The following is a 22,249-nucleotide window of genomic DNA, read 5'->3' as shown; positions in this document are numbered from 1 at the left end:
GTATACATCTTCGAATAGAACTCGATATAGATTATATTCGATACACGAACGTGGATACACTGCGGACGAAGACCGCAACCACTTTCCCCCTCGCGGGTGGCCGTACACCCATGACGCGAATCGCCGGGATGGCCGGCAACCGAGGGCGCAACCTGTTGAACATCGCCGACCGCCGACCGGGCGGTGCGGAACTGGCCGTCGTGCTTGCAACCAGTGCAGACGCACCGGTACTCGAGTCCGCCGAAGAGCGCGGGATTCCGACCGAGGTCGTCCCGCTCGCAGACGACATGAGCCGAACGGAACACGAGGAGGCAGTCCTCGAGGCCCTGTCTGACTACGAGTTCGATCTGGTCTGCCTCGACGGCTACATGCGCATCCTCTCGAGTACGTTCCTCGACGCAGCGCCGACGACGCTGAATGTGCACCCGTCGCTGCTGCCGTCGTTCCCGGGGATGGACGCCTGGGGCGACGCACTCGAGGCGGGCGTCTCGGTGACGGGCTGTACGGTCCACGTGGTTACCGACGCGACCGACGGAGACGGCGAGGTCGTCGAGAGCGAGGTCGACGGCGGGCCAATCGTTACCCAGGAACCGATTCCGATCTACGAAGGCGACGACCCGGAGCGTCTGAAGGAGCGTGTGCTCTACGAGGGTGAGTTCCGCGCGTACCCGCGAGCGGTGCAGTGGTTCGCCGAGGGGGCGGTCGACGTCGATATCGAGGCGGGCGACGTACGTGTCGAGGACGACGTGGCGGGCGTCGACGACGCGGACAACGATGGAAGCGAGGGGCCACGCGCCTCGGACAGTCGAGCTGCGAAGCCGCGAGACGGCCTGCCCGGTCGCCGACTCGTCTCGAGCGACCGACTCGATACCCTCCGCTACGGAGAGAACCCACACCAGGACGCCGCCGTCTACGCGGACTACACCTGCGACGAGGCGAGTGTCGTCCACGCCGACCAGTTGAACGAGGGCGCGAAGGCCCTCTCGTACAACAACTACAACGACGCCGACGGCGCGCTCAACCTGATCAAGGAGTTCGACGAGCCCGCTGCCGCGGTGATCAAGCACACGAACCCGGCCGGCTGCGCCACGGCCGACTCCCTCGCCGCAGCCTACGAGAAGGCCCTCTCCACGGACCCGATGAGCGCCTTCGGCGGCATCGTCGCGCTCAACCGCGAGTGTGACGCCGCCACCGCCGAGCAGATCATCGACTCGTTCAAGGAGGTCGTCGTCGCCCCGGGTTACACCGACGACGCACTCGACGTACTCTTCGAGAAGGAGAACCTGCGCGTTCTGGACGTTGGTGAATTGGGTGAGCGCACGGAGCGATTCACCGAGAAGCCGCTCGTCGGCGGTCGACTCGTCCAGGAACGCGACCTGCAGTCGATCTCGACCGACGACCTCGAGGTCGTGACTGAGCGTGAACCAACTGAGGACGAACTCGAGTCCATGGTGTTTGCGTGGCAGACGCTAAAGCACGTGAAGTCGAACGGGATTCTCTTCGCGGACGGGACGGAGACGGTCGGCATCGGGATGGGACAGGTGTCCCGCGTCGATGCAGTCCGCCTCGCGGCGATGAAGGCGGACGAACACGCCGAAGGCAAGGACGCCGAGGGCGCGGTCATGGCCTCGGATGCGTTCTTCCCGTTCCCGGACGGCATCGAGGAGGCCGCCGACGCGGGCATTGAAGCTGTCGTCCAGCCCGGTGGCTCGGTCAACGACGACGACGTGATCGAGGCGGCGGACGAGCACGGCATCGCGATGGCGTTTACGGGGCAGCGGTCGTTCCGACACGACTGACTCCTGACTCTTAGCGAAATTGCAAGCAGCGCGTTCTGGAAGGCTATTGTCCATTCTTTCGTTCTTTCGACACTTCGCCAGCCGCTACCGGAGCCGGTCACGAACCCGCCGCCACACCGTCTTCGACACACCCTGGTGGCGTTTCGCCATAATGACCGCACTCTCGGCCTCTCGGCCCACCGTCTCGGAAACGTCACCGACGAGCACGCTCCTGAGGAGGCCGCTCTCCGCGGCACCGATAACCACCACGTCGTGTGCGTCGGCCTGCTCCAGAATCGTCTCGGTTACGTCGCCCTCGAGTACCGTCTCCGTCACCGAGTCGACGACGCCGAGCGACGAACTCGTTTCGGTGAGCATCCCGCGCGCACCGGCCAGTTGCTCGTCGTCTCGCGTTGGCACCACCGTCAGCAGTTCGACTCGTGCATCGTGGGCGCGAGCGAGTGCGCCAGCGGTTTCGGCCGCAAATTCGGTGTTCGGGCCGCCAGCGACGGGAACGAGGATCGAATCGACGTCGGTCACGGTTCGGTCGATGCGCTTTACCAGCACGTCACACGGCGCAGTGGCCAGGACCGTGTCGATGTGACTTCCGAGTACGACGTCACGACGCTGTGGTCGGCCGCGCCAGCCGACCAGCACTGCGGCGGCGTCGAGTTCCGCGGCGACATGGCAGATTCCGTCCGCGATATCACGACCGAATCGAATCCGGCCGGTTGCGTCCACGCCGTAGCCGCGCGCCCGCTCGACCACGTCCGCGAGCAGCGCCTCTTCGTCCTCGATGTCGAGCGTGTCGCGGGCGTGCTCGAGTGACAACTGCATCGGAACGGTGACAACCGACAGGACGACGAGTTCCAAGTTGCGGTCGTGTGCGAGGTCGACGGCAGTATCGAGCAGTCGGTCGGCGGTTTCGGGGTTCGCGATGGGAACGAGCAGCCTGTCAGCCATACGGTCGAGTCGACACTCACCGTCGACCGGCAAGAACGCTCCGTGGCGTTCCAGCACGTGCGAGACGGCGCTAATCGCCACCTGTGGCAGCCGAACACCCACAGCACGCTGAAAGAGCGATTTGAGCTTGACGAATCATTATTTGAGTGGCACGTGTCGGGAGCGTATGGACAGACGACAGTTCCTCGCGGCATCGACCGTCGGTGTCGCAGCGACGACGGCAGGATGTCTCGGCAACGCGCTCTCGAGTACGGACGATCCCGCGCAGGCGGGCGAAGATGCGGACACGACAAATACAGACAACACGATCACCGTTACTGCCGACGGCGAGGTCGAAACGGAGCCCGACCGGGCGACGATGAGTCTCGGTGTCGAGAGTGTCGACGAGTCAGCCGACGCGGTGAGCGACGATCTGGCGACTCGCTCGGAGCAGCTCCGGGAGGCGTTCGACGACCTGGGGATTCCCGAAGACAACGTCGAAGAGGGACGGTACAGCGTCCGCCCCTCGCCGGCGGCGAGACGCGAGGATGGGGTCGAGGAGTTCGTCGGAACCCACTCCTATCAGGTGACACTCGACGACGTCGAGCGCGTCGGCGAAGTGATCGACGCCGCGGTCGACGCCGGCGCTGACGACGTTGGTCGAGTGAACTTCACGGTTCGGGACGAGACCCGTTCCGAACTTCGAAAGGATGCAATCGACGATGCACTGGCGACTGCCGACGAGGAGGCCGAGCACATCGCCTCGAATCGCGGCGTCGAACTCACCGGCACGACGGCGGTGACGACGAGTGACGTGCGGGTGAGTACGGTTCGCCACGACGTGGCCTACGAGACGGATGACGCTGCTGACGCCGCACCCGAGACCGAGATCGATGCGGATCCGGTGAGCGTCACGGCGAGCGCGACGGTTGAGTACGGGTTCTCAGACGACGGGGCATAGGCATCAACGAATGGTGTACTTTTGCGGTCAACTATTGTCAAGGCCGCCCCGGGGAAGAGGTAGCACAACGTGTCCCAATTGACGAACCCACTGTCGTGTCGGGCCACCGGGTTTATCTGGTTTGTCGACGTGCTGTTTGGCGAACAATGTGTACTGTCACACCGGTGGCTGTTTCGACTTTCCGTCGCAGGGAATCGTCTAACTAACAACCCGCCTTGCGAGAAATAGCACTTTCTCCGCCCGAAATGGAACCACCGTCATTTGTAACCAGATGTCCAACCGTATTCACTGGTATTCACCAGATCAAGGTTTTATATGAGCTCCAATAGATAAAATATTTCTAATATCTAAGAACTAAAGATTTATATGATGTGATGTTGATGTTGAGCTATGGTTGATGGCAATAACCATTCGGATAGGAGAAGAGCCATTTTAAAAGCAACCAGTGGCATCCTACTAGGATCAGTTACAGGAAAAGCGAGTGTCAGCGCTACTGATGACAAAAGCAATCTGAATAATACCATTGATACCTTGAATGTTGAGATGGATGATGTCGATTACCAACTCGATTATGTCATCGACATGCCCGGTGACGGTGAGGTCTCAAATAGCGGTGCAATTCGATACGAAAGGAAAAAATACGCCGCCGATGCCTCGTTTTACACTTGGCAATCTGGGACCTGGGTAAACGCCTACGACGACACAAATTATAGTGCCCGAGATACCACCCATTTCCCAGCGTCAAACAACAGTCGCGTCACAATTGAAGAACTTAGCTCTACTATGGTCGATCTACAACTCGATAGCATCTATGGATATTTTGAAAATGAAAATAATGACGATTTCCCACAAACTGCGTTCGCCGAATATGCGTTTGACGTTGCATGGAGCGCGTTAGACAACGGAACACCATTTTGGCTACCGCCTCGACCGCCGAGCGTTGGAGATGATAGTTCGATCGATATTGATCGAGATGCATCAGGCAAGTCAGCAGAGATTAGTTATCCCGACCCAATCCCCTCAATGATTGACTTCGATACGACCACTCATTCCGCGGATTGGAAGTGGGAAATCGGCGGCGGTGGGATTGATGCTGGGTGGAACTACGTCGGTGCGAATCGGGAAGTTGACAACGGACATTATATGTATAATTCCGATAGCGGCCATCACTTCGAAATAGACCGAGGGCATCAGATAGCGCTGGGTAGTGCTTTCTGTATCTACCAGGAGGACGAAAGTATTTGCGAAACTGATGATTGCCCTGGGGGACCTCCATGTCCTGAAGTTCAAGTCCGGTCATGTTGCGAGTTGTCCCCTGTTGCAAAACCGATCCAGATTAGTGATGCACACCTCAGTGAAGCAAAAGATAAAGCGGAAACTCATGTCGATGCTATCGACCACCGCACGGATAGTCGGTTTGAAGATGAGGCGATAACGGCCCTTGAAGAGGCTGCTGAAGCAGAAACTCGGTTCCGGGAATTAGTCGCCTATCGAAGTGCGACGGCTCATTCGAAGGGGAGTGTTTCTCGAGAGAGCGCTGCTAACGGCGAAATCAATGAACAGAATATCAAACGCCGAGCCAAAGAAGTCGAAAGCAAAATTTCCGCTGCTCACAAGCGAGTTAAATACCAAGGAGAATCAGTCAATCAGGTGCTCGCGACAACTGGACAGATTGAAAAGTGCCTTTTGTCTGCCCAGTCATGGCTCGACAGCGTTTTTGATGCTCTATCTTTCGACGCCGTAAGCGAACCGGAGCAGATCCAGTACGCGGACTCTGCACTCGAGTTTGCGCATGGCAATCTCGATGACGGCGAACAATATCTCGAAACGGCTACCCGTCCCCCAGATGGACCCGTTCAAAAAGAGGCCGTTCTAGAACGATACAAGGACATAGAAAGGATGGTTCGAAAGAAACTCGAAGACGCACCAGGTGATAGCAATCGTAATGTCGAATACGCAGTATCAAACGCTAAGGGGTATTTTGAGCGAGCACAGAAACGATTCGAAACTGGATACACCACCGCAGCTGGGTTAGATCTGTACTACGCGTTAGCCTATCTCAAAGCTGCATCGCAACTTAATGGTGATCTGCCTGATGTAATCGACATATCGACGCTGGAAGTCGAACAGGAACTCACTGCAGATCGATTTAATCAAGCTGTAAGCTCAATCAACTGCGATCTTGAACGGTTCCTCCTGAAACTGGCCCGTCTAGAATTCAATAGCGGGACTGAATCGTTTGGTGCATTTGAAGCGACTAATGACGACCGAGAAGGCTTTCGGGCTTACACGCACTATTTGATCGCAGATACTATCGTTGACGGTATCGACGATAGCACGCTATTTGCATCACCGCCACAATAAATCTTGATGATATCTTTATGCACTACTGTTCCGATGATTGATCGGCGTACATCTCTTGTTGCTGTCTTGGGCAGCATACTCGCCATCTCAGGTTGTCTCGAGCGTATCTCAAACGGAGATACCGAGGGGGTACGAATACTCTCCATTCGAATCTTTAACGAAGACGAGACCGACCACGATGTGACCGTCGCTGTTGTGGATGACGACGGGGCTGAAACGTACACCGCTACACAACCGATCGAAGCGGAGAATATGACTACTCTCGAGAACCCTGTTGACGACCCAGGAAACTATACGTTGAAAGTCACAATCAATGATGAGTCAGTCGAACATTCAATATCACATAATCTTGATCCAAGGGATAAGTGTGCCAGAGCGACAATCCGGCTCGTGAAAACGGACCAGATCCATTTCGACGCGACTGGATATACGGAGTGTTAACCGGAGTAAGACGACGGCGTGTAGCGATTCTACAGAGTCTGTATGCGAAACAGCTGCCTCTGTCCTAGAAACGAGAAAACAGCGCCCAACTCAATCGTCTGCCGGAACCGCTCGCTGGGGCGTGTTTTCGGCCATCTCGAGGACGTTGTCGAAGAAGTCGAGGGTGTCCTCCGGACCGGGGTTCGCTTCGGGGTGGTACTGGCGGGTGATGATATCGTGGTCGACGCCGTCGAGTCCTTCCGGCGTGTCGTCGTTGACGTTGATCTGGGTGACTTCGAGGTAGTCGCCGGGTTCGTCGACGGTGTAGCCGTGGTTCTGGGTCGTCATGACGACCTGACCGGAGTCGAGGTCGAGCACCGGCTGGTTGACGCCGCGGTGGCCGAAGTCCATCTTGGCCGTCGTGCCACCGAGCGCTTCGGCGACAATCTGCTGGCCGAGACAGATGCCGGCGACGGGCGTGTCCTCGACGAACGCCTCGACGAGCGCGATTGCCTGCTCATAGTTCGTTGGGTCGCCGGGGCCGTTCGAGATGAACAGAAGGTCCGGATCGGCGGCTTCGACATCGCTCACGGCTGCGTCGTAGGGCAGCACGTGAACCGTCGCGTCGCGGGCGAGCAGCGAGTCGACGATCGACCCCTTCGCGCCGCAGTCGACGAGCGCGACGGTTTCGCCGTCGTTGTCCACACCGTAGACGGTGGGTTCGTCGACGCTGACCTGTGCGCCGATGTCGGTGTGGTCGCTCATCGCCTTGCACTGCTCGAGTTGCTCGAGTGCATCTTCCTCGGTCACGTCCTCGCCAACGGCGATACCGCACTTCATCGCGCCGCCGTCGCGGATGTCGGTGACGACGTCTCGCGTGTCGAGGTGGTCGACTGCTGGCACGCCCTCCGTCTCGAGCCAGTCGGCGACCTCTTCGGTGAGTTCCTTCGCGAGCACGGCGCGTGGGTGGACGCGGTCGTCCTCGAACCGTTCTTCTCGCACGCCGTAGTTGCCGATCAGTGGGTAAGAGAAGGTGAGAATCTGTTCCTCGTAGGATGGATCGGTCAGGCTCTCCTCGTAGCCGGTGTATGCGGTAGTGAAAACCACCTCACCGCGAGCCGTTCCTGAAGCACGACCACGTCCCTCGAGTACGTGCCCGCCCTCCAGCGCAACGTAGGCTGCTGTCATTACGAACTACGTATTGGACACACCGCCATAAGTGTTGTCTTCGAAACTCAGTTACGAATTTCGTAATGGGTAAGTGTGCCACCCTCGTAGTGTCAGATCTCTATGGACGAACTCGACCGATCGATCCTCAATATCCTGCGCCGAGATTCCCGAACGCCGTACACGGAAATCGCAGACGAGGTCGGGACGAGCGAGGGAACGGTGCGCAACCGCGTCGAACGGATGATGGACAACGACGTCATCGAACGCTTTACCATTTCGACGCACACGGGCAACGTGAAGGCGATGCTCGAGATCAGCGTCGCGGTCGACGTCGACACGAAGGGCATCTCCGAACGGATGGCCGAATGGGAGGAAGTCGACTTCGTCTGGATGGTCTCGGGCGAACAGGACGTCGTCCTCGTGGTCGACGCCGCGGACACGCGCGGGGTGAACGATCTAATCACGAAGGCGCGCGACCAGGAGGAAGTCGTCAGCACGAAAACGCGGCTGATTCTCGACGAACAGCTCGGCTGAACGCGGGTTTCTCAGACGCCGTCGAAGCGCTGATAGAGCGACCGCCCTCGACGGACGAGCGGCCAGACTGGATTCGTGCCACGCTCCCAGTAGACGTTCGGAACGAGCTCGCCGCCGAACTCCTCTTTGAAGGTGAACGCACCGTCCCGGAAGTCCGCGCCACCGCCGCCGAAATCGTACGCCTCGTAGCCGTTTTCGATCGCCCACTGAAACACGTAGTCGTAGAGCCGTTCGGAGGCGTAGTACTCGAAGTACGCCGGCGGAATCGCCGCGAAGAAGCCGTGAACGGTGTTTCGCTCGTCGTTGAGGAGTTCGAGGAAGCCGCCGGCGTACTCACCCTCGACGTAGAGCTGTGCGAGCAGGATGCGGTCTTCCATCTCCCGCAACTGCTCGAAGAACGCGCGGGGATAGACGTGCCCGCCGACGCTCGCCATATGCTGGCGGTACCGCTCGTAGAAGCGCGTCAGTTCCTGGTGCGTGAGCTCCGCCTCGACGATATCGTGGTCGGTCTCTCGCCCCCGTCTGATCGCCCGGCGCTTCGAGCTATCCATCCCATCGAACACCGCATCGTAGCCGTTCGAAAGCGGCAATACGAATCGCCCGCCGACGCGATTCGATTCGTAGCCAGCCCCAGACAGCGCGCCGTCGTACCGGAGAAAGTTCGTGTTGCAGGCACGGATTCCGTGCACGATCGTCCGCCGCGAACAGCAGTCTGGGATCGTCTCGAGTACGAGTGAGAGTGAGTCGTCGACGTCGGTCGTCAGTAACGGGCCGCCGAAGCCGGGATAGATCGAGGTTAGCCGGGAAAATGGCGTCTTCGGGATCGGCACGACGAAGTTCGGGACGACGCCGATGAGGTTCGAGTCCTTTTCGACCAGCAGGTGTCTCGCTGGGTGTCCGATCCCCAGTTCGACCGCCGCAAGCCACTCGTAGCGGTGAAATACCGTCCCGAGGTCGGCGCGTTCGACCACCTCGTTCCAGCGATCGCGATCGATTTCCCGGATCGTATCGACGGCGGCAACCGTGAGCCCCGTTTCCGAGTCGGTCGTCTCGGATCGACTCGAGTGAGTGCTGGCTGTCGCTTGTGAGGACATCTGTTGTCTCCGAGTTGGAGGCGGCGTCGTTGGTTAAGTTATCTTCTCGTACAGCGACGTATGCTCGGCCTTGGGGCTGTACGGTGTCCCTGTGTGGGTCGTGTTTCATATGGCCCGTTGTCGTTCGGTACTGGTGATCGTGCCAACGGGGCAACAATCGCTGATACGACGCGACAACGATCCGTATCAGCAGAACGCTATTGACCTCGAAGTGTGGACGCCACCTCGGTTCAATATTTTAACGAGGGAGATCCCAGGCCGATACGTCATCCGACTCCATCTGCTCCATCGCGCGTCGCTTGAGCGCCCCCGGGGACTCGGCCAGCACGTCGTCCGGGTGCTTTCGTTCGTGGAGCCATCGGTATCCCTCGCGAAGCGCTGCATTGAGCGGTCCGTTCGCGACACACGGCTGTACCCGTCCCTCACGAATCGCCTCGACGACCGCTGCCGGGGTGAGCGTTGGTGCATCGATCATCGTGTACGCCCGTCCCACTTCGAACGGAACGTGTGCGTCACTGCCTGCGACGATCGGTACCTCCCACTCCGTCGCCAGCGATTCGACGAGCGGCCGCGTGCGCGGGTGCTTTCCGTTGATCTCGATTGCGTCGAACGGCACGTCCGCAAATCGCTCGCTCAACACCTCGCTGTCGCGGTATGGATGGGCGACGATCGCCGCACAGTCGCGCTCGTGTGCCAGCTCGACGACCTCTCTCGGCGTGTACTCGAGTGGCACCGTCTCGCGCGGCGGGTTGGGACCGACGACGAGGACGTGTCCGTGGGTGGTCGATACTTCGATGCCGGGGATCGTGGCGACGGCTGCGGACTCGACTGGCGTGTAGTAGTCGTGATTGGTCGTCGCGACACCGTCCAGACCGTTCCTGTGGGCCATCCTCGTAAGTACACGCGTGCCGAACGGATCGAACCGGTCGCCGACCGATCGCCGGCCGTGGAAGAACCGGGTGTGTGCGTGGAGATCCACGGTGTACATGTGGGGACAAACGCCGGGCAGACTCTTTTGCGCTTGGTTGGTATACGGTGGGCTATGCAACCGGTCGGCGGCAGCGGCGGCGACGGCGACGGCGACGGCGACGGCGACAGCGACGGCGACGGCGACAGCGATGGCGATGGCAACAATGACGGTGGCTCCTCCAATGGATTCGGTGCCGCTGGTTGCTAGCCCAGCGTTCAGACCGGGCGGCGGATCGACTGCACTGCCCACGGGAACCACAGAAGGCGAACTGGTTTCACGCATCGCTGTGATTGTGTACCCATGAGCACACCTGGCGCGCCGGCCGAGGATCACGAACACGACGACACCGACCAGGAACACGAGCACGAGCACGAGCCCGAGCACAAGAACGCTCGCCAGAACGTCATCGCCGTCGACGAAGACGACACCGCACTCGAGTCCGTCAACCGGCTCGAGGCCCACACGGGCGAGGGCATTCGCCACCGCGCGTTCACCGCGCTCGTGTTCGACGAGGACGACAACGTACTCCTGGCACAACGGGCACCCGAAAAGCGTCTCTGGGGGACCTACTGGGACGGGACCGTCGCCTCTCACCCCGTCGAGGGACAGCGCCAGACGGAGGCGACTCGCCAGCGACTCGAGGAGGAACTCGGGATCATGCCCGATCAGTACGACGACCTGCGGGTCACTGACCGCTTCGAGTACAAGCGCTACTTCGAGAACGCGGGTGTCGAACACGAGGTCTGTGCCGTGTTGAAACTCACCCTGGCCGACGTCACGCTCGACCCGAACGAGGAGGAGGTCGCAGGGCTACTGTGGGTCCCCTACAAGCGTCTGGCCGACAATCCCGAGTGGTACCGACAGCTCAGACTCTGTCCGTGGTTCGAAATCGCGATGCGACGCGATGTGCAGACTGACGTTGATGCGCAGACGAAGGCAGGACTCGAGTAGCCCAGCAGAAGTACGAGACGCGTTCCACGGTGTCTTTTCAGCTACCTGTCTGGCTCCGTCGGCCCACCGAAAGCGGTCTACGACGAACCCGCGAACGACTTCGTCGGCGAATTCATCGGCCAGTCAGCGATGGCGTTCTTCGACACCCACGTCGAATCCGCAACCGGCACCGCAGCTGTCGCTCTCGGCGGCCACACCATCTCCCTCGACGCCAGCGCAGACCAACTCGAGGGCTACGTCGAACGCGACGTTCGCGTCGGGTTCGCCCCCAGCACATCACCGTCGCAGACGCGGCAGCGGGAATCGAAGCGGAGCACGTCCTGGACGAACCGGTCGGCGGACGAGACCCATAGCCTGTTCGATCCGGAATCAGGCGTCCGCATGTTCTGGTATACTTGATTACGGCCCCGTGCATTCGAGCCGACATCTGTCGGTACGTCGCCGTTGGGTGATGTGTGATACCACGTGACAAACTTTATGAGCGCGTCCCTCGTAGTGTTGGGCAAGGGCCGACGAAATCGGTCCAGTATCGCAATGAGTACCCCACCATCGGAAACCGAATACCACGACGTCACGCTCTCCAGAGAAGAAGAATGGGTCGTCCACCACTCGCTCGTCCACCGAGTCGACGACGCGCTCGACGAGGACTCATCACCACCATCCTGGACACTCTCCCTGGTCGAAACGGTCGAATCGAACGACGACACAGAACAGTTCACCACGGCACAGATTCGACGACTCACGACGCTGTTGACCGAGTATGTCGACCGCGAGGAGACGCCGGCGCGAGACGTCGAACACGGTCGCGCTGCCATCGACCGGCTGGACGGGGTACTCGAGTCCCGTGGATAGTTCATCCCCGGCAGTCAACTGACAGCGGGATTGAAGCAGGCTAACTCGTCTCTTGTTGGTTCGAGCGCTCCACAGTACTAATTCGACTCGTGAGCTATGGTCGCGTCGTCGCCCATACTGCCGTAATTGCGAGCAGTGCCGCCGGGAACAGCGGCAAGATCAGGAGTGCAACGAAGTAGTTGAGCGTCGGCGGCCAGAGCAGGATCGAGATCGGGGCGACGATGAACGCGATGATGATGACGCCGACGAGGACCCAGCCGCGCCAGTCAAACTCGCGGTCGACCGCCGCCGGGTTGCGCGGGTTCTCCGTCCAGTCTGCGCCGGTTTCGTCGGCGCTGTCGCCCGCATTATTCTCGGCGCTGGCCGTCCCGTCGCCGTCGAATGCCGATGGGTCGTGGACGTAGCCGCCGTCGTCGCTCGAGGTCACAGTGGAGGGTTTCGCCTCGGTGATAAAAGCACTCACGGTTCACCGGTGTGTGCGGCTGCCGTGCCGGGCTGACGGTCGTTCGACTTAGAGTTCGCTATCCGGACGCACGACCACCTTACCGAACCCTTCCCGGCCCTCGATAATTTCGTGGGCGCGGGCGGTTTCGCTCATCGGCAGTACCTCGCGGATTGCGGGCGTGAACGTCCCATCCCAGACGAGTTCCATCACGTCGTCGACCTGGCCGGGCGACCCCATCGTCGAACCGATGATCTGGAGCTGGTTCCAGAAGATACGTGGGATGTCCGTTTCCGGGTTGCCGCCGGCCGTGCCGCCGCAGGTGACGAGACGGCCGTTCTTCGCGAGGCTCTTAATCGAGTCGCGCCAGGTGCCCGCGCCGATGTAGTCGACGACGACGTCGACGCCGCGGTTGCCGGTTTCGCTGCGAACCCACTCTGCGAAGTTCTGCTCTTCGTAGTTGACGACGTGGTCTGCACCGTGCTCGCGGGCATACTGGAGTTTGCCCTCGGTGCTGCCCGTCGCGTACACCTCTGCACCGGCGTAGTCTGCAATCTGGAGGGCGGCGTGGCCGACGCCGCCGCTCGCGCCAAGGACGAGCACCTTTTCGCCGGCCTCGATGTCTGCGCGGTCGATCAGCATCCGCCAGGCAGTCTGGAAGACGAGCGAGGACGCCCCTGCGGTGATCCAGTCGACGTGCTCGGGAACGGGAATCAGGTTGTCCTCGGGAACGGCGGCGTACTCGGAGTGGACGCCGGTGACGTGCTCACCGAGGAGGTGGAAGTTCACGCACAGCGTCGGGTCGCCGCTGCGACAGAACTCGCAGTGGCCGCAGTTGACGCCCGCGGTCACCGCGACGCGGTCGCCGGGTTCGAAGCGGGAAACGTCTTCTCCGATGGCTTCGACGACACCCGCAGCGTCGCTCCCGGGGACGTGGGGCAGGTCGAGATCGAGCGTCGGCAGGCCGCGTCGAACCCACACGTCGAGGTGGTTGAGCGCGCCGGCTTTGACGTCGACGAGCACGTCGTTGCGACCCACCTCGGGGTCGGGGTACTCGCCGTACTCGATGCCGTCGGTTCCGCCGTGTGCGGTGATCTTGATCGCCTGCATGGATACAAACATTCCGAAACAGTGGCATAACAGTTGTGAACCTGGTGGGCTGACCCCAATTTTTCGACGGCTATCGAGAAAGGGCGCTTCACAGTACCGATCTGTTCGATAGCGGACCGTCCGGTCCCGCTGATTTTCACCGTTCGATGTTCGACGTTCACCGTTCGACGCGGACGCGGACGTCACGTGTATCACCGAGCACACCCCAGCATCGCTCGCGTCCACACCCACAAGAACCAGTGTTTTACCCACTGGCAGTCAATGCGGTCCATGAACGAGTCGAGCGATTCTCCGTTGGAGCCATCACCAGCCGGCACAGCCATCGAATCGACGACCACTGAGACACCCGACACGCTCGGCATCGGTCTCGTCACCATCGCCGACGACCGGTCACTCGAGTCCGACGCCGCTGGCAAGGCCATCGTGTCGGCGTTCACCGAGGCGGGCCACGAAGTGGTGATGCGAGAGCACGTCGGTCGCGAGCACGACACCGTCCAGTCGATCGTCTCGCGGATGATCGACCGTGGCGACGTGGATGTCGTCGTGACAGCAGGGGCGACGAGTATCGAACCCGACGATATCACGATCGAGGCGGTCCAGCCACTCATCGAAAAGTCGTTGACCACGTTCAGCGAACTCTTTACCCATCTCTCCTACGAGGCACACGGCAGTCGCGTCGTCGGCGCACGCACGATCAGCGGTGTCACCGAGGGGACGCTCATCTTCGTGCTTCCCGGCAATGCGGACGCAGCCGAACTCGCGGCGACAGAGATTCTCGTTCCAGAGAGCCCCAATCTCGTCGAACTCGCACGAGATGGAGACGACTCAGAAGACACCGAGAAGGCTGCTGCTGCGTCGGACGACTCCACAGCAGCTATCGAATCGGATGAGGCTGCCAAGCCGAACGGTGGTGAGGACGTGTGAGTGACAAACGGATCACCGGTGACGATCCAGGAGGACAGCCATCACAAGCTGACAACGACCTCTCGAAAGACACGATCCGCGAACGCGTCTGGGACGAACTCGAGGACAGCGGCGTCGCGCGGTTCCCGTTTCCACCGCACGGGCGGATTCCAAACTTCGAAGACGCGAACTCGGCAGCCAAGCGCCTGGCTGCCCAGCCGGAGTGGGAGCACGCGACGACGATCAAGGCGAATCCCGACGCGCCACAGCTCCCGGTTCGCCGTCGGGCGCTGCGCGACGGCAAGACCGTCTACATGGCAGTGCCACGGCTGCGCGACGAGGAGTGCGTCCTGAAACTCGATCCCGCCGAACTCGACGATTACGACGCGGCCACCACTGTTTCTGGCTCGTCGACACACGGCGAACAGGTCGGCCCCGAAGCAGTCGACAAAATCGACCTGATCGTCTCCGGGAGCGTCGGCGTTCGTGCCGATCCCGAGTTCACTCCCGCAGATGGCGGCCGAATCGGCAAGGGAGAAGGCTACAGCGACCTCGAGTTCGCCGTCCTCTTCGAACTTGGACTCGTCGACGCGGACACACCCGTCGCGACGACGATCCACGAGCGCCAACTCCTGACGAGCGCCGAGGCCGAGGGACTCGAGGTGGGCGACCACGACGTGCCGATGGATCTGGTCGTTACGCCAGGGCGGGTGGTGCGGCCAGGTGGTGGTGAGAAACCTGACGGACTCGACTGGGAGTGCCTCTCCGAGGAACGGCTCGCAGAAATTCCGGTACTCGAGCGCGTTCGGTCGGACTCCTGAACTCCTGAGAGTGTGCTTGTTCGCTCGAGACCGGGTGGACGGTTGGGCTGGAACGGACGAACGGCTGGGCGACGAATTGACGAACGGCTGGGCTGACGAATTGACGAACGGACGAACCGACCGCGAACGAAACCAGTGGCTGGTTCAGAAAGAGCCGACGCGACAACGAGCGCTGCTGCTCGGAAACGAAGCGAACCCGGGACATAATGGTGTCCCGAGTTAGCTGCCAAAACCGCAGGACGTGGCGCAGGCCGGTGCAGCGAAGCCCGCGCCACAACGGTGTGGCAATGGTGGGGGGAAGGGTGCTGTGGTGGGATTGCTGGAAGTCACGGGAGTTGGCGTTGGGTGCCTTGGGTGAGGGTAGCCCGTCGACCTCCATCGAGTTCTACTGGTGGGACCTACTTGAAGCGTCGTGATGGTCGAACCATCTTGCGCCGGATTTCGCCCGATTTAAGCCAGATTTAATCTCTCAATTTTGGCGCTGAGACCGTTCATAGACGGTGAAGCCGACTTTCATCCAGTTTGCCGGTCAGCTGGGCCGAGAGTGGCAGTACTTGCCGATTCATATACCCTCGATCGCACTCACGGGTGCACCCCGTGCTCGCACTTCACGCGACGAGTTCTTCCGCGACGATCGCAGCTGACATCAGCTGGGGGTCGATTGCCAGGTCAAGCTGTCCCTTGACGAACTCGGGCACCGTTCGGCGTGCGTAGGTGACGGTCCGCAGGTCGTCGGTGAGATCACAGACGATCGGGATCGTCGTCGCCTGATCGATATCGGTCAACACGTACAGGTCGGCGTCGACGATACCGGCTTCCTCTAGCTGTGGCCGCGTGACGACGCCATCGACTCGAGTGACCGTGACGCCTTCGTTCTCGAGTGCGACACCGATCTCGTCTTCATCGGGACCGGCGACGATCGCCCGTCGGTTCTGGTCGTCCTCGCTCATTCGTACTCGATCGTTGCCGGTGGCTTGTGGGTCACGTCGTAGACGACGCGGGCCACGTTCTCGTTCTGGCCGGTGATACGCGACTGGATGCGCTGGAGGGTCTCCCAGTCAATCTCCTGTGCACGTGCGGTCATGCCGTCACGCGACTCGACGGAGCGGACGGAGACGACCCAGCCGTGGACGCGGTTGTCACCTTTGACGCCCGTGGCCTTGCCGATCACTGCGGCGAGGGCTTGCCACGGCTCGTACTCCTCGAGTTCCTCCTCGACGACGTGACAGGCGTCGCGGGCGACCTCGAGTTTCTCTTCGGTGACTTCCCCGATGACGCGCACGGCGAGCCCCGGGCCGGGGAACGGCATCCGTTCGGCGACGATTTCGTCGAGGTCGAGATGGCGTGCAACCTCGCGCACTTCGTCCTTGTAGAGGTCGCGGACGGGTTCGACGATGCCGTCGAAGTCGACGACGTCCGGGAGCCCGCCGACGTTGTGGTGGGACTTAATCCCGCCTTCGCTCTCGATCCGGTCGGGGTAGATCGTCCCCTGGACGAGGTAGTCCGCGTCGGCCTCGGTCGCCTCGCGCTCGAACTCGCGGATGAACTGCTCGCCGATGATCTTGCGCTTCTCTTCGGGGTCGATCACGCCCTCCAGGGCATCGAGGAAGCGATCTTTCGCGTCGACGATTTGCAGCGAGTCCATGTAGTCGAACGTCTCGCGGATCTGGTCGGTCTCGCCCTTACGCATCAGGCCGGTGTCGACGTAAACCGGCGTAAGCTGGTCGCCGATGGACTCGTAAGCGAGCGCTGCGGCGACCGACGAGTCGACACCGCCCGAGAGGGCGATGACGGCATTTGCGTCGCCGATTTCGTCTTCGATCTCTTCGATTGCTTCCGGGACGAACGTCTCTGTGTCTACCATTAGTGTGTAACCTCTGTTTCGGTGTCTGCGTCGGTGTCGCTGTCTGCATCGTGCTCCATATCTGTACCCGCCGACGCGTTTCCACCGCTCTCGTCGACGATCGCCTCGACCAGCCCGAGGAACGGCGGACTCGGCTGTCCCGGCCGGGACGTGTACTCGGGGTGGAACTGCGTCCCGAGGAAGTACGGGTGGTCCTCGAGTTCGAGAATTTCCATCCGGTTGCCCGCGGTGCCGGAGAACGTCATCGGCTCCTCCTCGAATTCGTCGAAGTACTCGGGATTGACCTCGTAGCGGTGGCGATGACGCTCGGAACAGGACGTATCCTCGTACAGTTCGTAGGCGAGCGTCTCCGGTTCGATCACCGTCGTGTGCTCACCGAGGCGCATCGTACCACCCATGTCCTCGACCTCGTACTGCTCGGGCAGGATGTCGATGACCGGGTGTGCCGTCTCCTCGTCCATCTCGGCGGAGTGAGCGTTCTCGTAGCCGAGGACGTTCCGCGCGTACTCGACGACGGCCATCTGGAAGCCGAGACAGAGCCCGAGGAACGGCACGTCGTTTTCGCGAGCGTACCGGACCGCCTCGATCTTGCCTTCCGTCCCGCGCATGCCGAAGCCACCGGGGACGATGACACCGTCGACCGACTCGAGTTGGTCGTCGTGGCCGTCGGCGAGTTCGCCGGCTGGCACCCAGTGGACGTTCACGTCGACACCGACCTCGAAGCCGGCGTGTTTGAGCGATTCGTGAATCGACATGTAGGCGTCGGTCAGGTCGTACTTGCCGACCAGCGCGATGTCGACCGCACCGTTTTTCTCGGTCGTGACGATTTCGCGCCAGTCGTTCGCACGTTCGCCCTCCGGCAGCGCCTCGTCGGCGAGGCCGAAGTGCTCTAAGACGTACTGGTCGAGTCCTTCTTCTTCGACCATCAGCGGGACGTGATAGACGTCCTCGACGTCGGGGTTCGAGAAGACGGCCTCGGTTGGAATGTCACAGAACAGCGCGATCTTCTCTTTGGTCTCGGGGTCGAGTTTGTCCTCACAGCGGCCGACGATCACGTCGGGCTGGAGACCGATCGATCGGACCTCCTTGACGCTGTGCTGGGTTGGCTTGGTCTTCTGCTCGCCGTTTTTTGAGTAGGGGACGAGCGTGACGTGCGTGAACAGAATGTCTTCTTCGTCCTCCTCGTGGGCGAACTGGCGCAGGGCCTCGAGGTACGGCATACCCTCGATGTCCCCGACCGTCCCACCGACCTCGATGATACAGACGTCGGTGCCCTCAGCGGCCTCGCGGATGCGTCGCTTGATATCGTCGGTGATGTGCGGGATGATCTGGACCGTCTTCCCCAGGTAGTCTCCGGCACGCTCCTTTTCGATGACGTGCTGGTAGGTTTTCCCGGTGGTGATGTTGTGGTCCGAGGTCATGTCGATGTCGAGGAATCGCTCGTAGTTCCCCAGGTCGAGGTCGACCTCGCCGCCATCCTCCAGGACGTACACCTCTCCGTGCTGGTACGGATTCATCGTCCCCGCGTCGACGTTCAGGTACGGGTCGATCTTCACGGCGGTAACGTCGAACCCGGCGTTTTTCAGGAGTCGGCCAGTGCTCGCGGCCGTGATCCCCTTTCCGAGTCCCGACATCACGCCGCCGGTGACGAAGATGAACTTGTTCCCCAGTGTGGGGTCATAATGAGTGTCCGGTTCCGTCGGCATACCGAGTGTCCGCGTGAGCGGTTGAAAACGATTTCGGGACTGGACGGCCTCCGATAGCGATTGTCACCCTCGCCAGTCCCTATTCGCTACCACATACCTCCGCCAGACCCCATCCGCTACCATACTACCCTACCAGACCGCACCAAACCGAGCAGACGACCACCATAGAACCGCTACAGTCGCCGACGTGTCCGAATTATTTTGTAGTGTGACATGATTTATCTGTGTGACGCCCTCCAACCGGCGTTCACCCTCCGGGATCACGTTCACTCCCATAACCAGAACCAGAACCAGAACCAGAACCAGAACCACCGCCACCGCCAACATGTCTGACCGCACTCCCGACCTCAGTTTCAAAGCCGGCTTCGGGTTCTACCTCGGCATCATCGCTGCCGGCGTCGTCGCACTTGGCTCCGTCGCAGCAGGCGCTGGAACCGAAACCATCCTCGTCACGACACCAAGCACCGTCGTCGCCGCCCTGCTCTTCTCGCTCGTCTTCGGCGACCGCCTCGGCGACCTGCCCGAACGACTCGGTACCAGCCGTCGCCGCCGCCTCGCCTGGTATCTGCCCAGCCTCGGGTTCGGTGCCAGTGTAATCGCGCCCGCCATGGGTGTCCTCCAGTCCACCGGTCGATTCTCGCTCACGGCGGGGCTCTTTACAGTGCTCAGCGGAGCCGTCACACTGGGTGTTTCTCAGATGGCTCGCCACCGTCACATCGACGCAGTGACGCCGGACGAACCGGTAGTGACGTGGCAGTGGCGCCGACCGTCGTTCAAGAGCGGATTCCAGGGAGCGATTTTGCTCGGCTTCACGATCTTGACGGTCGTCTTCGGCCTCGGCTCGCTGCTCGTTGGCGATGGTTCGAGCGCCTGGGTTCTCATCTACGCACTCATTCCGGCGTTCATGTGGCTGAGCGACCGGTATAACTGGGGATGGAATATCTGGGAGGAGCCGAACGCGGATAGCCAGTGGGGGATGACCACCCTCGAAGCGTACGAGAACGGCCTGCTCGTCGACAACTTCGAGCGACGACTCGTTTCCTGGAACCGAGTTGGTGAGATTCGGCTCACTGACGACGAGTTGATCATCGAACGCCACCGGTGGTTCGACGTCCGCTGTGACCGCTCGGTGATCGACGATCCGGAGTCGTTACGTGCAACCCTCGTTCGCCTGCGAGATGGTGAGGGTCGGGATGCGTACGACCAATGGAGCGAACACGACGTCGACGCCGACGCCGCGTCCGAGTCAGAGTCAGCGTCGGAATTGGAGCCGGAGTCGGAATCTACGTTCGGTTCCGAGTCAGGATCGGTACTCGAGTCCGATCACGAGCGCGGACCGGACAAATCCGGCCATGAGGCTGAACCGAAACCAGGCCCCGACCGCTCGAGAAGCCAATCAGATGCTACTGATCCAGAACTCGATCCGAACTAGTTGATCTGAGTGAGTCGAATGAGCCGTAGGGTCAATTCGATTCTGACGCGTTGCTTTGATTGTTATCAGAGCGCCCTCACAGAAGAGCCAGAACGTTGTAGCGTCGCTACTTGCCCCAGAACGGATCTCGGCTGCGCTGTTTGTCCAGATACATGTTCAGCGCCTCGAGTTCGTCGCCGGGAATCTCGCTCGCCAGTTCCTGTTCTAAGATCTTTGCGTGCTTTTCGGGAATCTCGATCCAGAGCTCGTCGTCTTCCTCGATCTGGCGGCCAACAGTTGGGCCGTCGATCGCAACCGAGACGCGGTTGCCCGCGCGCGCTTCGTCCACGTCCTCACCCTGCTCCTGAATCCCCTTGACCTGGCCGACGCGGTCGGGCTCGTTCCCCTCGAACTTGACAACGTTCGCGTTGTTCTGGACGGTGCCGGAGTTGACTTCGACGCCGACGACGGCGGGGTCGTTCTGGCGGAAGGTGTGATCCGGGAGAATGCGGAACCGGGCCGGTCGGACGATGTTATCGAGGATCGTGTCCTGCTGGGCGCGCTCGAGTTCGTCGATGTACTCCTCGTACTCCTCGATGAGCTGATAGATAACCTCGTCGGTGAACACCGTCACGTCCTCGGTCTCTGCGCGCTGTTCGGCGTCAGCGAGCGTCTCGACGTTGAAGCCGAGGATCGCGCGCTGTTTTGGCTCCTCTGCGGTCGAGGCGACCGAAACATCCCGCGGTGCGACGTCACCGACTTCGGCGCGGACGATCGGCACTTCGGCTTCGCCCAGCGCGTCGGCCATCGCCTCGAGGCTGCCGAGGGTGTCTGCCTTGACGACGACGCCCTGTTCTTCGGTGTCGACGGCAATGTCTGCGAGTTCGGCCTCGACTTCGTCGACGACCTCATCCAGTTCGCGGTTGCGGACGACGCGAACCGGCGCACCGGCCATCGCATCCGCGAGGTCGGGTGCGGCGACCTTGATACCGGAGGCGGCCGAGATCTCGTCGACCTTTTCGAACCGGCTCTCGGTTCGGATTTCGGCGAGCGGGCGGGGCTGGAGCAGCGCCCGCACGTCGGTGACGATTGGCTGATTCATCCCACCGACGACGACCTTGTCGTCGGCTTTGATCGTGCCGTCGTAGAGGACGATATCGATCGTCGTCCCGAATCCTTTCTCCTCTTTGACCTCGAGGACGGTGCCGACGCCGGGACCCTGCACGTCGATCTCCATCTCCTCTTTCATATACCGCTGGGAGAGCCCCATCATGACCGCGAGCAGGTCGGGGACGCCCTCGCCGGTCATCGCGGAGACGGGGACGACGCCGACGTTGCGCTGGAAGTTCTGTACACGCCAGTAGAGGTCGGCGGAGAAGTCCTCGTCCGATAGATTACCGATAATCTCGTAGAGACTTTCGTCGAGGCGGGAGCTGACGCGGTCTGACTGGGCCTCGTAGGTCGCGTTGATCGGCGAGTCCTCGTTTGCGTTCCAGCCGGGAACGGTATCGATCTTGTTCGCCGCGACGATGAACGGCGTCTGGGAGCGCTTGAGAATGTCGAGCGCCTCGAGTGTCTGCGGCTGGAAGCCGTCGTTGACGTCGACGACGAGAATCGCTATGTCCGCCAGTGCGCCACCCCGGGAGCGAAGCGTGGTAAAGGAGTGGTGTCCCGGCGTATCGATAAAGAGCAGCCCCGGCAGGTCGAAGTCGTCCGGGTCGACGAGGTCGCCCGCGATGGAAGAGACGACGTCGAGCGGGACGGCCGTCGCCCCGATGTGCTGGGTAATCGCGCCTGCTTCACCCTCGATGACCGCAGAGCCGCGGATCTTGTCGAGGAGACTTGTCTTGCCGTGATCGACGTGTCCGAGGACGGCGACGATCGGCGTTCTGAGAGATGTGGGATCGTGCGATCCCGCGCCCGTGTCCGTGTCCGTATCGGTATCCGACATGATGA

The 22,249-nt window shown here is 61.1% G+C and carries 22 protein-coding genes; 12 read left to right on the top strand and 10 right to left on the bottom strand.

What is annotated here, in order from left to right; translation table 11 throughout:
* The first annotated feature begins 110 nt into the window (after window positions 1–110).
* Window positions 111–1,799 (top strand): bifunctional phosphoribosylaminoimidazolecarboxamide formyltransferase/IMP cyclohydrolase, encoded by a 1,689-nt coding sequence (gene purH / locus NMAG_RS13170; protein ID WP_004214993.1) that lies wholly within the window; start codon window positions 111–113, stop codon window positions 1,797–1,799.
* A gap of 84 nt (window positions 1,800–1,883) precedes the next feature.
* Here purH and NMAG_RS13165 read toward each other — a convergent pair whose 3' ends face one another.
* On the bottom strand, window positions 1,884–2,843 hold the full coding sequence (locus NMAG_RS13165; RefSeq protein ID WP_004214995.1) for a universal stress protein: 960 nt from the start codon (window positions 2,841–2,843) through the stop codon (window positions 1,884–1,886).
* 64 nt (window positions 2,844–2,907) lie between these two features.
* On the opposite strand from NMAG_RS13165, the gene NMAG_RS13160 reads away from it, so the two are divergent.
* The 3 genes from NMAG_RS13160 (at window position 2,908) to NMAG_RS13150 (ending at window position 6,486) form a co-directional block, all read left to right on the top strand.
* The gene (locus NMAG_RS13160) at window positions 2,908–3,681 is read left to right on the top strand and encodes an SIMPL domain-containing protein (RefSeq protein ID WP_004214997.1); all 774 of its coding nucleotides are present in this window, start codon (window positions 2,908–2,910) and stop codon (window positions 3,679–3,681) included.
* Between the two features lie 390 nt (window positions 3,682–4,071).
* Complete coding sequence (locus NMAG_RS13155) at window positions 4,072–6,045, top strand: hypothetical protein (RefSeq protein ID WP_012996716.1); 1,974 nt, start codon at window positions 4,072–4,074, stop codon at window positions 6,043–6,045.
* Between the two features lie 33 nt (window positions 6,046–6,078).
* A complete protein-coding gene (locus NMAG_RS13150) occupies window positions 6,079–6,486 on the top strand; it encodes a hypothetical protein (protein ID WP_004215001.1) in 408 nt (135 codons plus the stop codon).
* Window positions 6,487–6,576: 90 nt separating this feature from the next.
* On the opposite strand, the gene carA is transcribed toward NMAG_RS13150, so the two are convergent.
* The gene (gene carA / locus NMAG_RS13145; protein ID WP_004215003.1) at window positions 6,577–7,653 is read right to left on the bottom strand and encodes a glutamine-hydrolyzing carbamoyl-phosphate synthase small subunit; all 1,077 of its coding nucleotides are present in this window, start codon (window positions 7,651–7,653) and stop codon (window positions 6,577–6,579) included.
* 102 nt (window positions 7,654–7,755) lie between these two features.
* Here carA and NMAG_RS13140 point away from each other — a divergent pair, with 102 nt between their 5' ends.
* A complete protein-coding gene (locus NMAG_RS13140) occupies window positions 7,756–8,169 on the top strand; it encodes an Lrp/AsnC family transcriptional regulator (protein ID WP_004215005.1) in 414 nt (137 codons plus the stop codon).
* A gap of 11 nt (window positions 8,170–8,180) precedes the next feature.
* Here the strand turns inward: NMAG_RS13140 and NMAG_RS13135 are convergent, their stop codons facing one another.
* Both NMAG_RS13135 and NMAG_RS13130 read right to left on the bottom strand, forming a co-directional pair.
* Window positions 8,181–9,263 (bottom strand): GNAT family N-acetyltransferase, encoded by a 1,083-nt coding sequence (locus tag NMAG_RS13135; RefSeq protein ID WP_004215007.1) that lies wholly within the window; start codon window positions 9,261–9,263, stop codon window positions 8,181–8,183.
* A gap of 238 nt (window positions 9,264–9,501) precedes the next feature.
* A complete protein-coding gene (locus NMAG_RS13130) occupies window positions 9,502–10,251 on the bottom strand; it encodes a PHP-associated domain-containing protein (protein ID WP_004215008.1) in 750 nt (249 codons plus the stop codon).
* Between the two features lie 54 nt (window positions 10,252–10,305).
* Between NMAG_RS13130 and NMAG_RS22660 the strand changes: the two genes are divergently transcribed.
* From NMAG_RS22660 to NMAG_RS13115, 4 genes are all read left to right on the top strand, one after another.
* The gene (locus tag NMAG_RS22660) at window positions 10,306–10,440 is read left to right on the top strand and encodes a hypothetical protein (RefSeq protein WP_004215009.1); all 135 of its coding nucleotides are present in this window, start codon (window positions 10,306–10,308) and stop codon (window positions 10,438–10,440) included.
* 93 nt (window positions 10,441–10,533) lie between these two features.
* The gene (locus NMAG_RS13125) at window positions 10,534–11,184 is read left to right on the top strand and encodes an NUDIX hydrolase (protein WP_004215010.1); all 651 of its coding nucleotides are present in this window, start codon (window positions 10,534–10,536) and stop codon (window positions 11,182–11,184) included.
* 129 nt (window positions 11,185–11,313) lie between these two features.
* On the top strand, window positions 11,314–11,583 hold the full coding sequence (locus NMAG_RS13120) for a hypothetical protein (RefSeq protein WP_004215011.1): 270 nt from the start codon (window positions 11,314–11,316) through the stop codon (window positions 11,581–11,583).
* Between the two features lie 135 nt (window positions 11,584–11,718).
* Complete coding sequence (locus NMAG_RS13115; protein ID WP_004215012.1) at window positions 11,719–12,036, top strand: DUF7853 family protein; 318 nt, start codon at window positions 11,719–11,721, stop codon at window positions 12,034–12,036.
* Window positions 12,037–12,130: 94 nt separating this feature from the next.
* Here the strand turns inward: NMAG_RS13115 and NMAG_RS13110 are convergent, their stop codons facing one another.
* Window positions 12,131–12,463, bottom strand: coding sequence for a hypothetical protein (locus NMAG_RS13110; RefSeq protein ID WP_004215013.1), 333 nt, complete (start codon window positions 12,461–12,463; stop codon window positions 12,131–12,133).
* Window positions 12,464–12,547: 84 nt separating this feature from the next.
* Window positions 12,548–13,588 carry a zinc-binding dehydrogenase gene (locus NMAG_RS13105; protein WP_004215015.1) on the bottom strand — a complete coding sequence of 347 codons (1,041 nt, stop codon included), beginning with the start codon at window positions 13,586–13,588 and terminating at the stop codon, window positions 12,548–12,550.
* Between the two features lie 270 nt (window positions 13,589–13,858).
* Here NMAG_RS13105 and NMAG_RS13100 point away from each other — a divergent pair, with 270 nt between their 5' ends.
* Both NMAG_RS13100 and NMAG_RS13095 read left to right on the top strand, forming a co-directional pair.
* On the top strand, window positions 13,859–14,512 hold the full coding sequence (locus tag NMAG_RS13100) for a MogA/MoaB family molybdenum cofactor biosynthesis protein (protein WP_004215016.1): 654 nt from the start codon (window positions 13,859–13,861) through the stop codon (window positions 14,510–14,512).
* Entirely contained in the window at window positions 14,509–15,312 is an 804-nt protein-coding gene (locus NMAG_RS13095) for a 5-formyltetrahydrofolate cyclo-ligase (protein WP_004215017.1), read from the top strand. The genes NMAG_RS13100 and NMAG_RS13095 overlap by 4 nt, the downstream gene beginning before the upstream one ends.
* A 608-nt stretch (window positions 15,313–15,920) precedes the next feature.
* Here the strand turns inward: NMAG_RS13095 and NMAG_RS13085 are convergent.
* From NMAG_RS13085 to pyrG, 3 genes are read right to left on the bottom strand one after another with little or no spacing between them, the layout of a single operon-like run.
* The gene (locus tag NMAG_RS13085; RefSeq protein ID WP_004215020.1) at window positions 15,921–16,262 is read right to left on the bottom strand and encodes a DUF7126 family protein; all 342 of its coding nucleotides are present in this window, start codon (window positions 16,260–16,262) and stop codon (window positions 15,921–15,923) included.
* Complete coding sequence (gene guaA, locus NMAG_RS13080) at window positions 16,259–17,176, bottom strand: glutamine-hydrolyzing GMP synthase (RefSeq protein WP_004215021.1); 918 nt, start codon at window positions 17,174–17,176, stop codon at window positions 16,259–16,261. The genes NMAG_RS13085 and guaA overlap by 4 nt, the downstream gene beginning before the upstream one ends.
* Window positions 17,176–18,882: a glutamine hydrolyzing CTP synthase gene (gene pyrG, locus NMAG_RS13075; protein WP_004215022.1), complete on the bottom strand. Its 1,707-nt coding sequence runs from the start codon at window positions 18,880–18,882 to the stop codon at window positions 17,176–17,178. Before pyrG ends, guaA begins: the two co-directional genes overlap by 1 nt.
* Window positions 18,883–19,207: 325 nt before the next feature.
* Here pyrG and NMAG_RS13065 point away from each other — a divergent pair, with 325 nt between their 5' ends.
* Window positions 19,208–20,314: a hypothetical protein gene (locus tag NMAG_RS13065; RefSeq protein WP_004215024.1), complete on the top strand. Its 1,107-nt coding sequence runs from the start codon at window positions 19,208–19,210 to the stop codon at window positions 20,312–20,314.
* Window positions 20,315–20,420: 106 nt separating this feature from the next.
* Here the strand turns inward: NMAG_RS13065 and infB are convergent, their stop codons facing one another.
* Window positions 20,421–22,244, bottom strand: coding sequence for a translation initiation factor IF-2 (gene infB, locus NMAG_RS13060; protein WP_004215026.1), 1,824 nt, complete (start codon window positions 22,242–22,244; stop codon window positions 20,421–20,423).
* Between the last annotated feature and the right edge of the window lie 5 nt (window positions 22,245–22,249).

It is taken from the genome of Natrialba magadii ATCC 43099 (genome assembly GCF_000025625.1).
In the GTDB taxonomy this organism is placed as follows: Archaea; Halobacteriota; Halobacteria; order Halobacteriales; family Natrialbaceae; genus Natrialba; species Natrialba magadii.
The sequence above is the reverse complement of the archived record's forward strand: the minus strand, read 5'-3'. Positions and strand labels throughout refer to the sequence as shown.

Bases quoted from the DNA above. Each gene is read 5' to 3' on its own strand.
- NMAG_RS13120 (WP_004215011.1), top strand. From the start codon at position 11,314: ATGGCGTTCTTCGACACCCACGTCGAATCCGCAACCGGCACCGCAGCT.
- NMAG_RS13115 (WP_004215012.1), top strand. From the start codon at position 11,719: ATGAGTACCCCACCATCGGAAACCGAATACCACGACGTCACGCTCTCC.
- carA (WP_004215003.1), bottom strand. From the start codon at position 7,653: ATGACAGCAGCCTACGTTGCGCTGGAGGGCGGGCACGTACTCGAGGGA.
- NMAG_RS13140 (WP_004215005.1), top strand. From the start codon at position 7,756: ATGGACGAACTCGACCGATCGATCCTCAATATCCTGCGCCGAGATTCC.
- NMAG_RS22660 (WP_004215009.1), top strand. From the start codon at position 10,306: ATGCAACCGGTCGGCGGCAGCGGCGGCGACGGCGACGGCGACGGCGAC.
- pyrG (WP_004215022.1), bottom strand. From the start codon at position 18,882: ATGCCGACGGAACCGGACACTCATTATGACCCCACACTGGGGAACAAG.
- NMAG_RS13135 (WP_004215007.1), bottom strand. From the start codon at position 9,263: ATGTCCTCACAAGCGACAGCCAGCACTCACTCGAGTCGATCCGAGACG.
- purH (WP_004214993.1), top strand. From the start codon at position 111: ATGACGCGAATCGCCGGGATGGCCGGCAACCGAGGGCGCAACCTGTTG.
- NMAG_RS13085 (WP_004215020.1), bottom strand. From the start codon at position 16,262: ATGAGCGAGGACGACCAGAACCGACGGGCGATCGTCGCCGGTCCCGAT.
- guaA (WP_004215021.1), bottom strand. From the start codon at position 17,176: ATGGTAGACACAGAGACGTTCGTCCCGGAAGCAATCGAAGAGATCGAA.
- NMAG_RS13125 (WP_004215010.1), top strand. From the start codon at position 10,534: ATGAGCACACCTGGCGCGCCGGCCGAGGATCACGAACACGACGACACC.
- NMAG_RS13160 (WP_004214997.1), top strand. From the start codon at position 2,908: ATGGACAGACGACAGTTCCTCGCGGCATCGACCGTCGGTGTCGCAGCG.
- NMAG_RS13100 (WP_004215016.1), top strand. From the start codon at position 13,859: ATGAACGAGTCGAGCGATTCTCCGTTGGAGCCATCACCAGCCGGCACA.
- NMAG_RS13130 (WP_004215008.1), bottom strand. From the start codon at position 10,251: ATGTACACCGTGGATCTCCACGCACACACCCGGTTCTTCCACGGCCGG.
- NMAG_RS13155 (WP_012996716.1), top strand. From the start codon at position 4,072: ATGGTTGATGGCAATAACCATTCGGATAGGAGAAGAGCCATTTTAAAA.
- infB (WP_004215026.1), bottom strand. From the start codon at position 22,244: ATGTCGGATACCGATACGGACACGGACACGGGCGCGGGATCGCACGAT.
- NMAG_RS13065 (WP_004215024.1), top strand. From the start codon at position 19,208: ATGTCTGACCGCACTCCCGACCTCAGTTTCAAAGCCGGCTTCGGGTTC.
- NMAG_RS13105 (WP_004215015.1), bottom strand. From the start codon at position 13,588: ATGCAGGCGATCAAGATCACCGCACACGGCGGAACCGACGGCATCGAG.
- NMAG_RS13150 (WP_004215001.1), top strand. From the start codon at position 6,079: ATGATTGATCGGCGTACATCTCTTGTTGCTGTCTTGGGCAGCATACTC.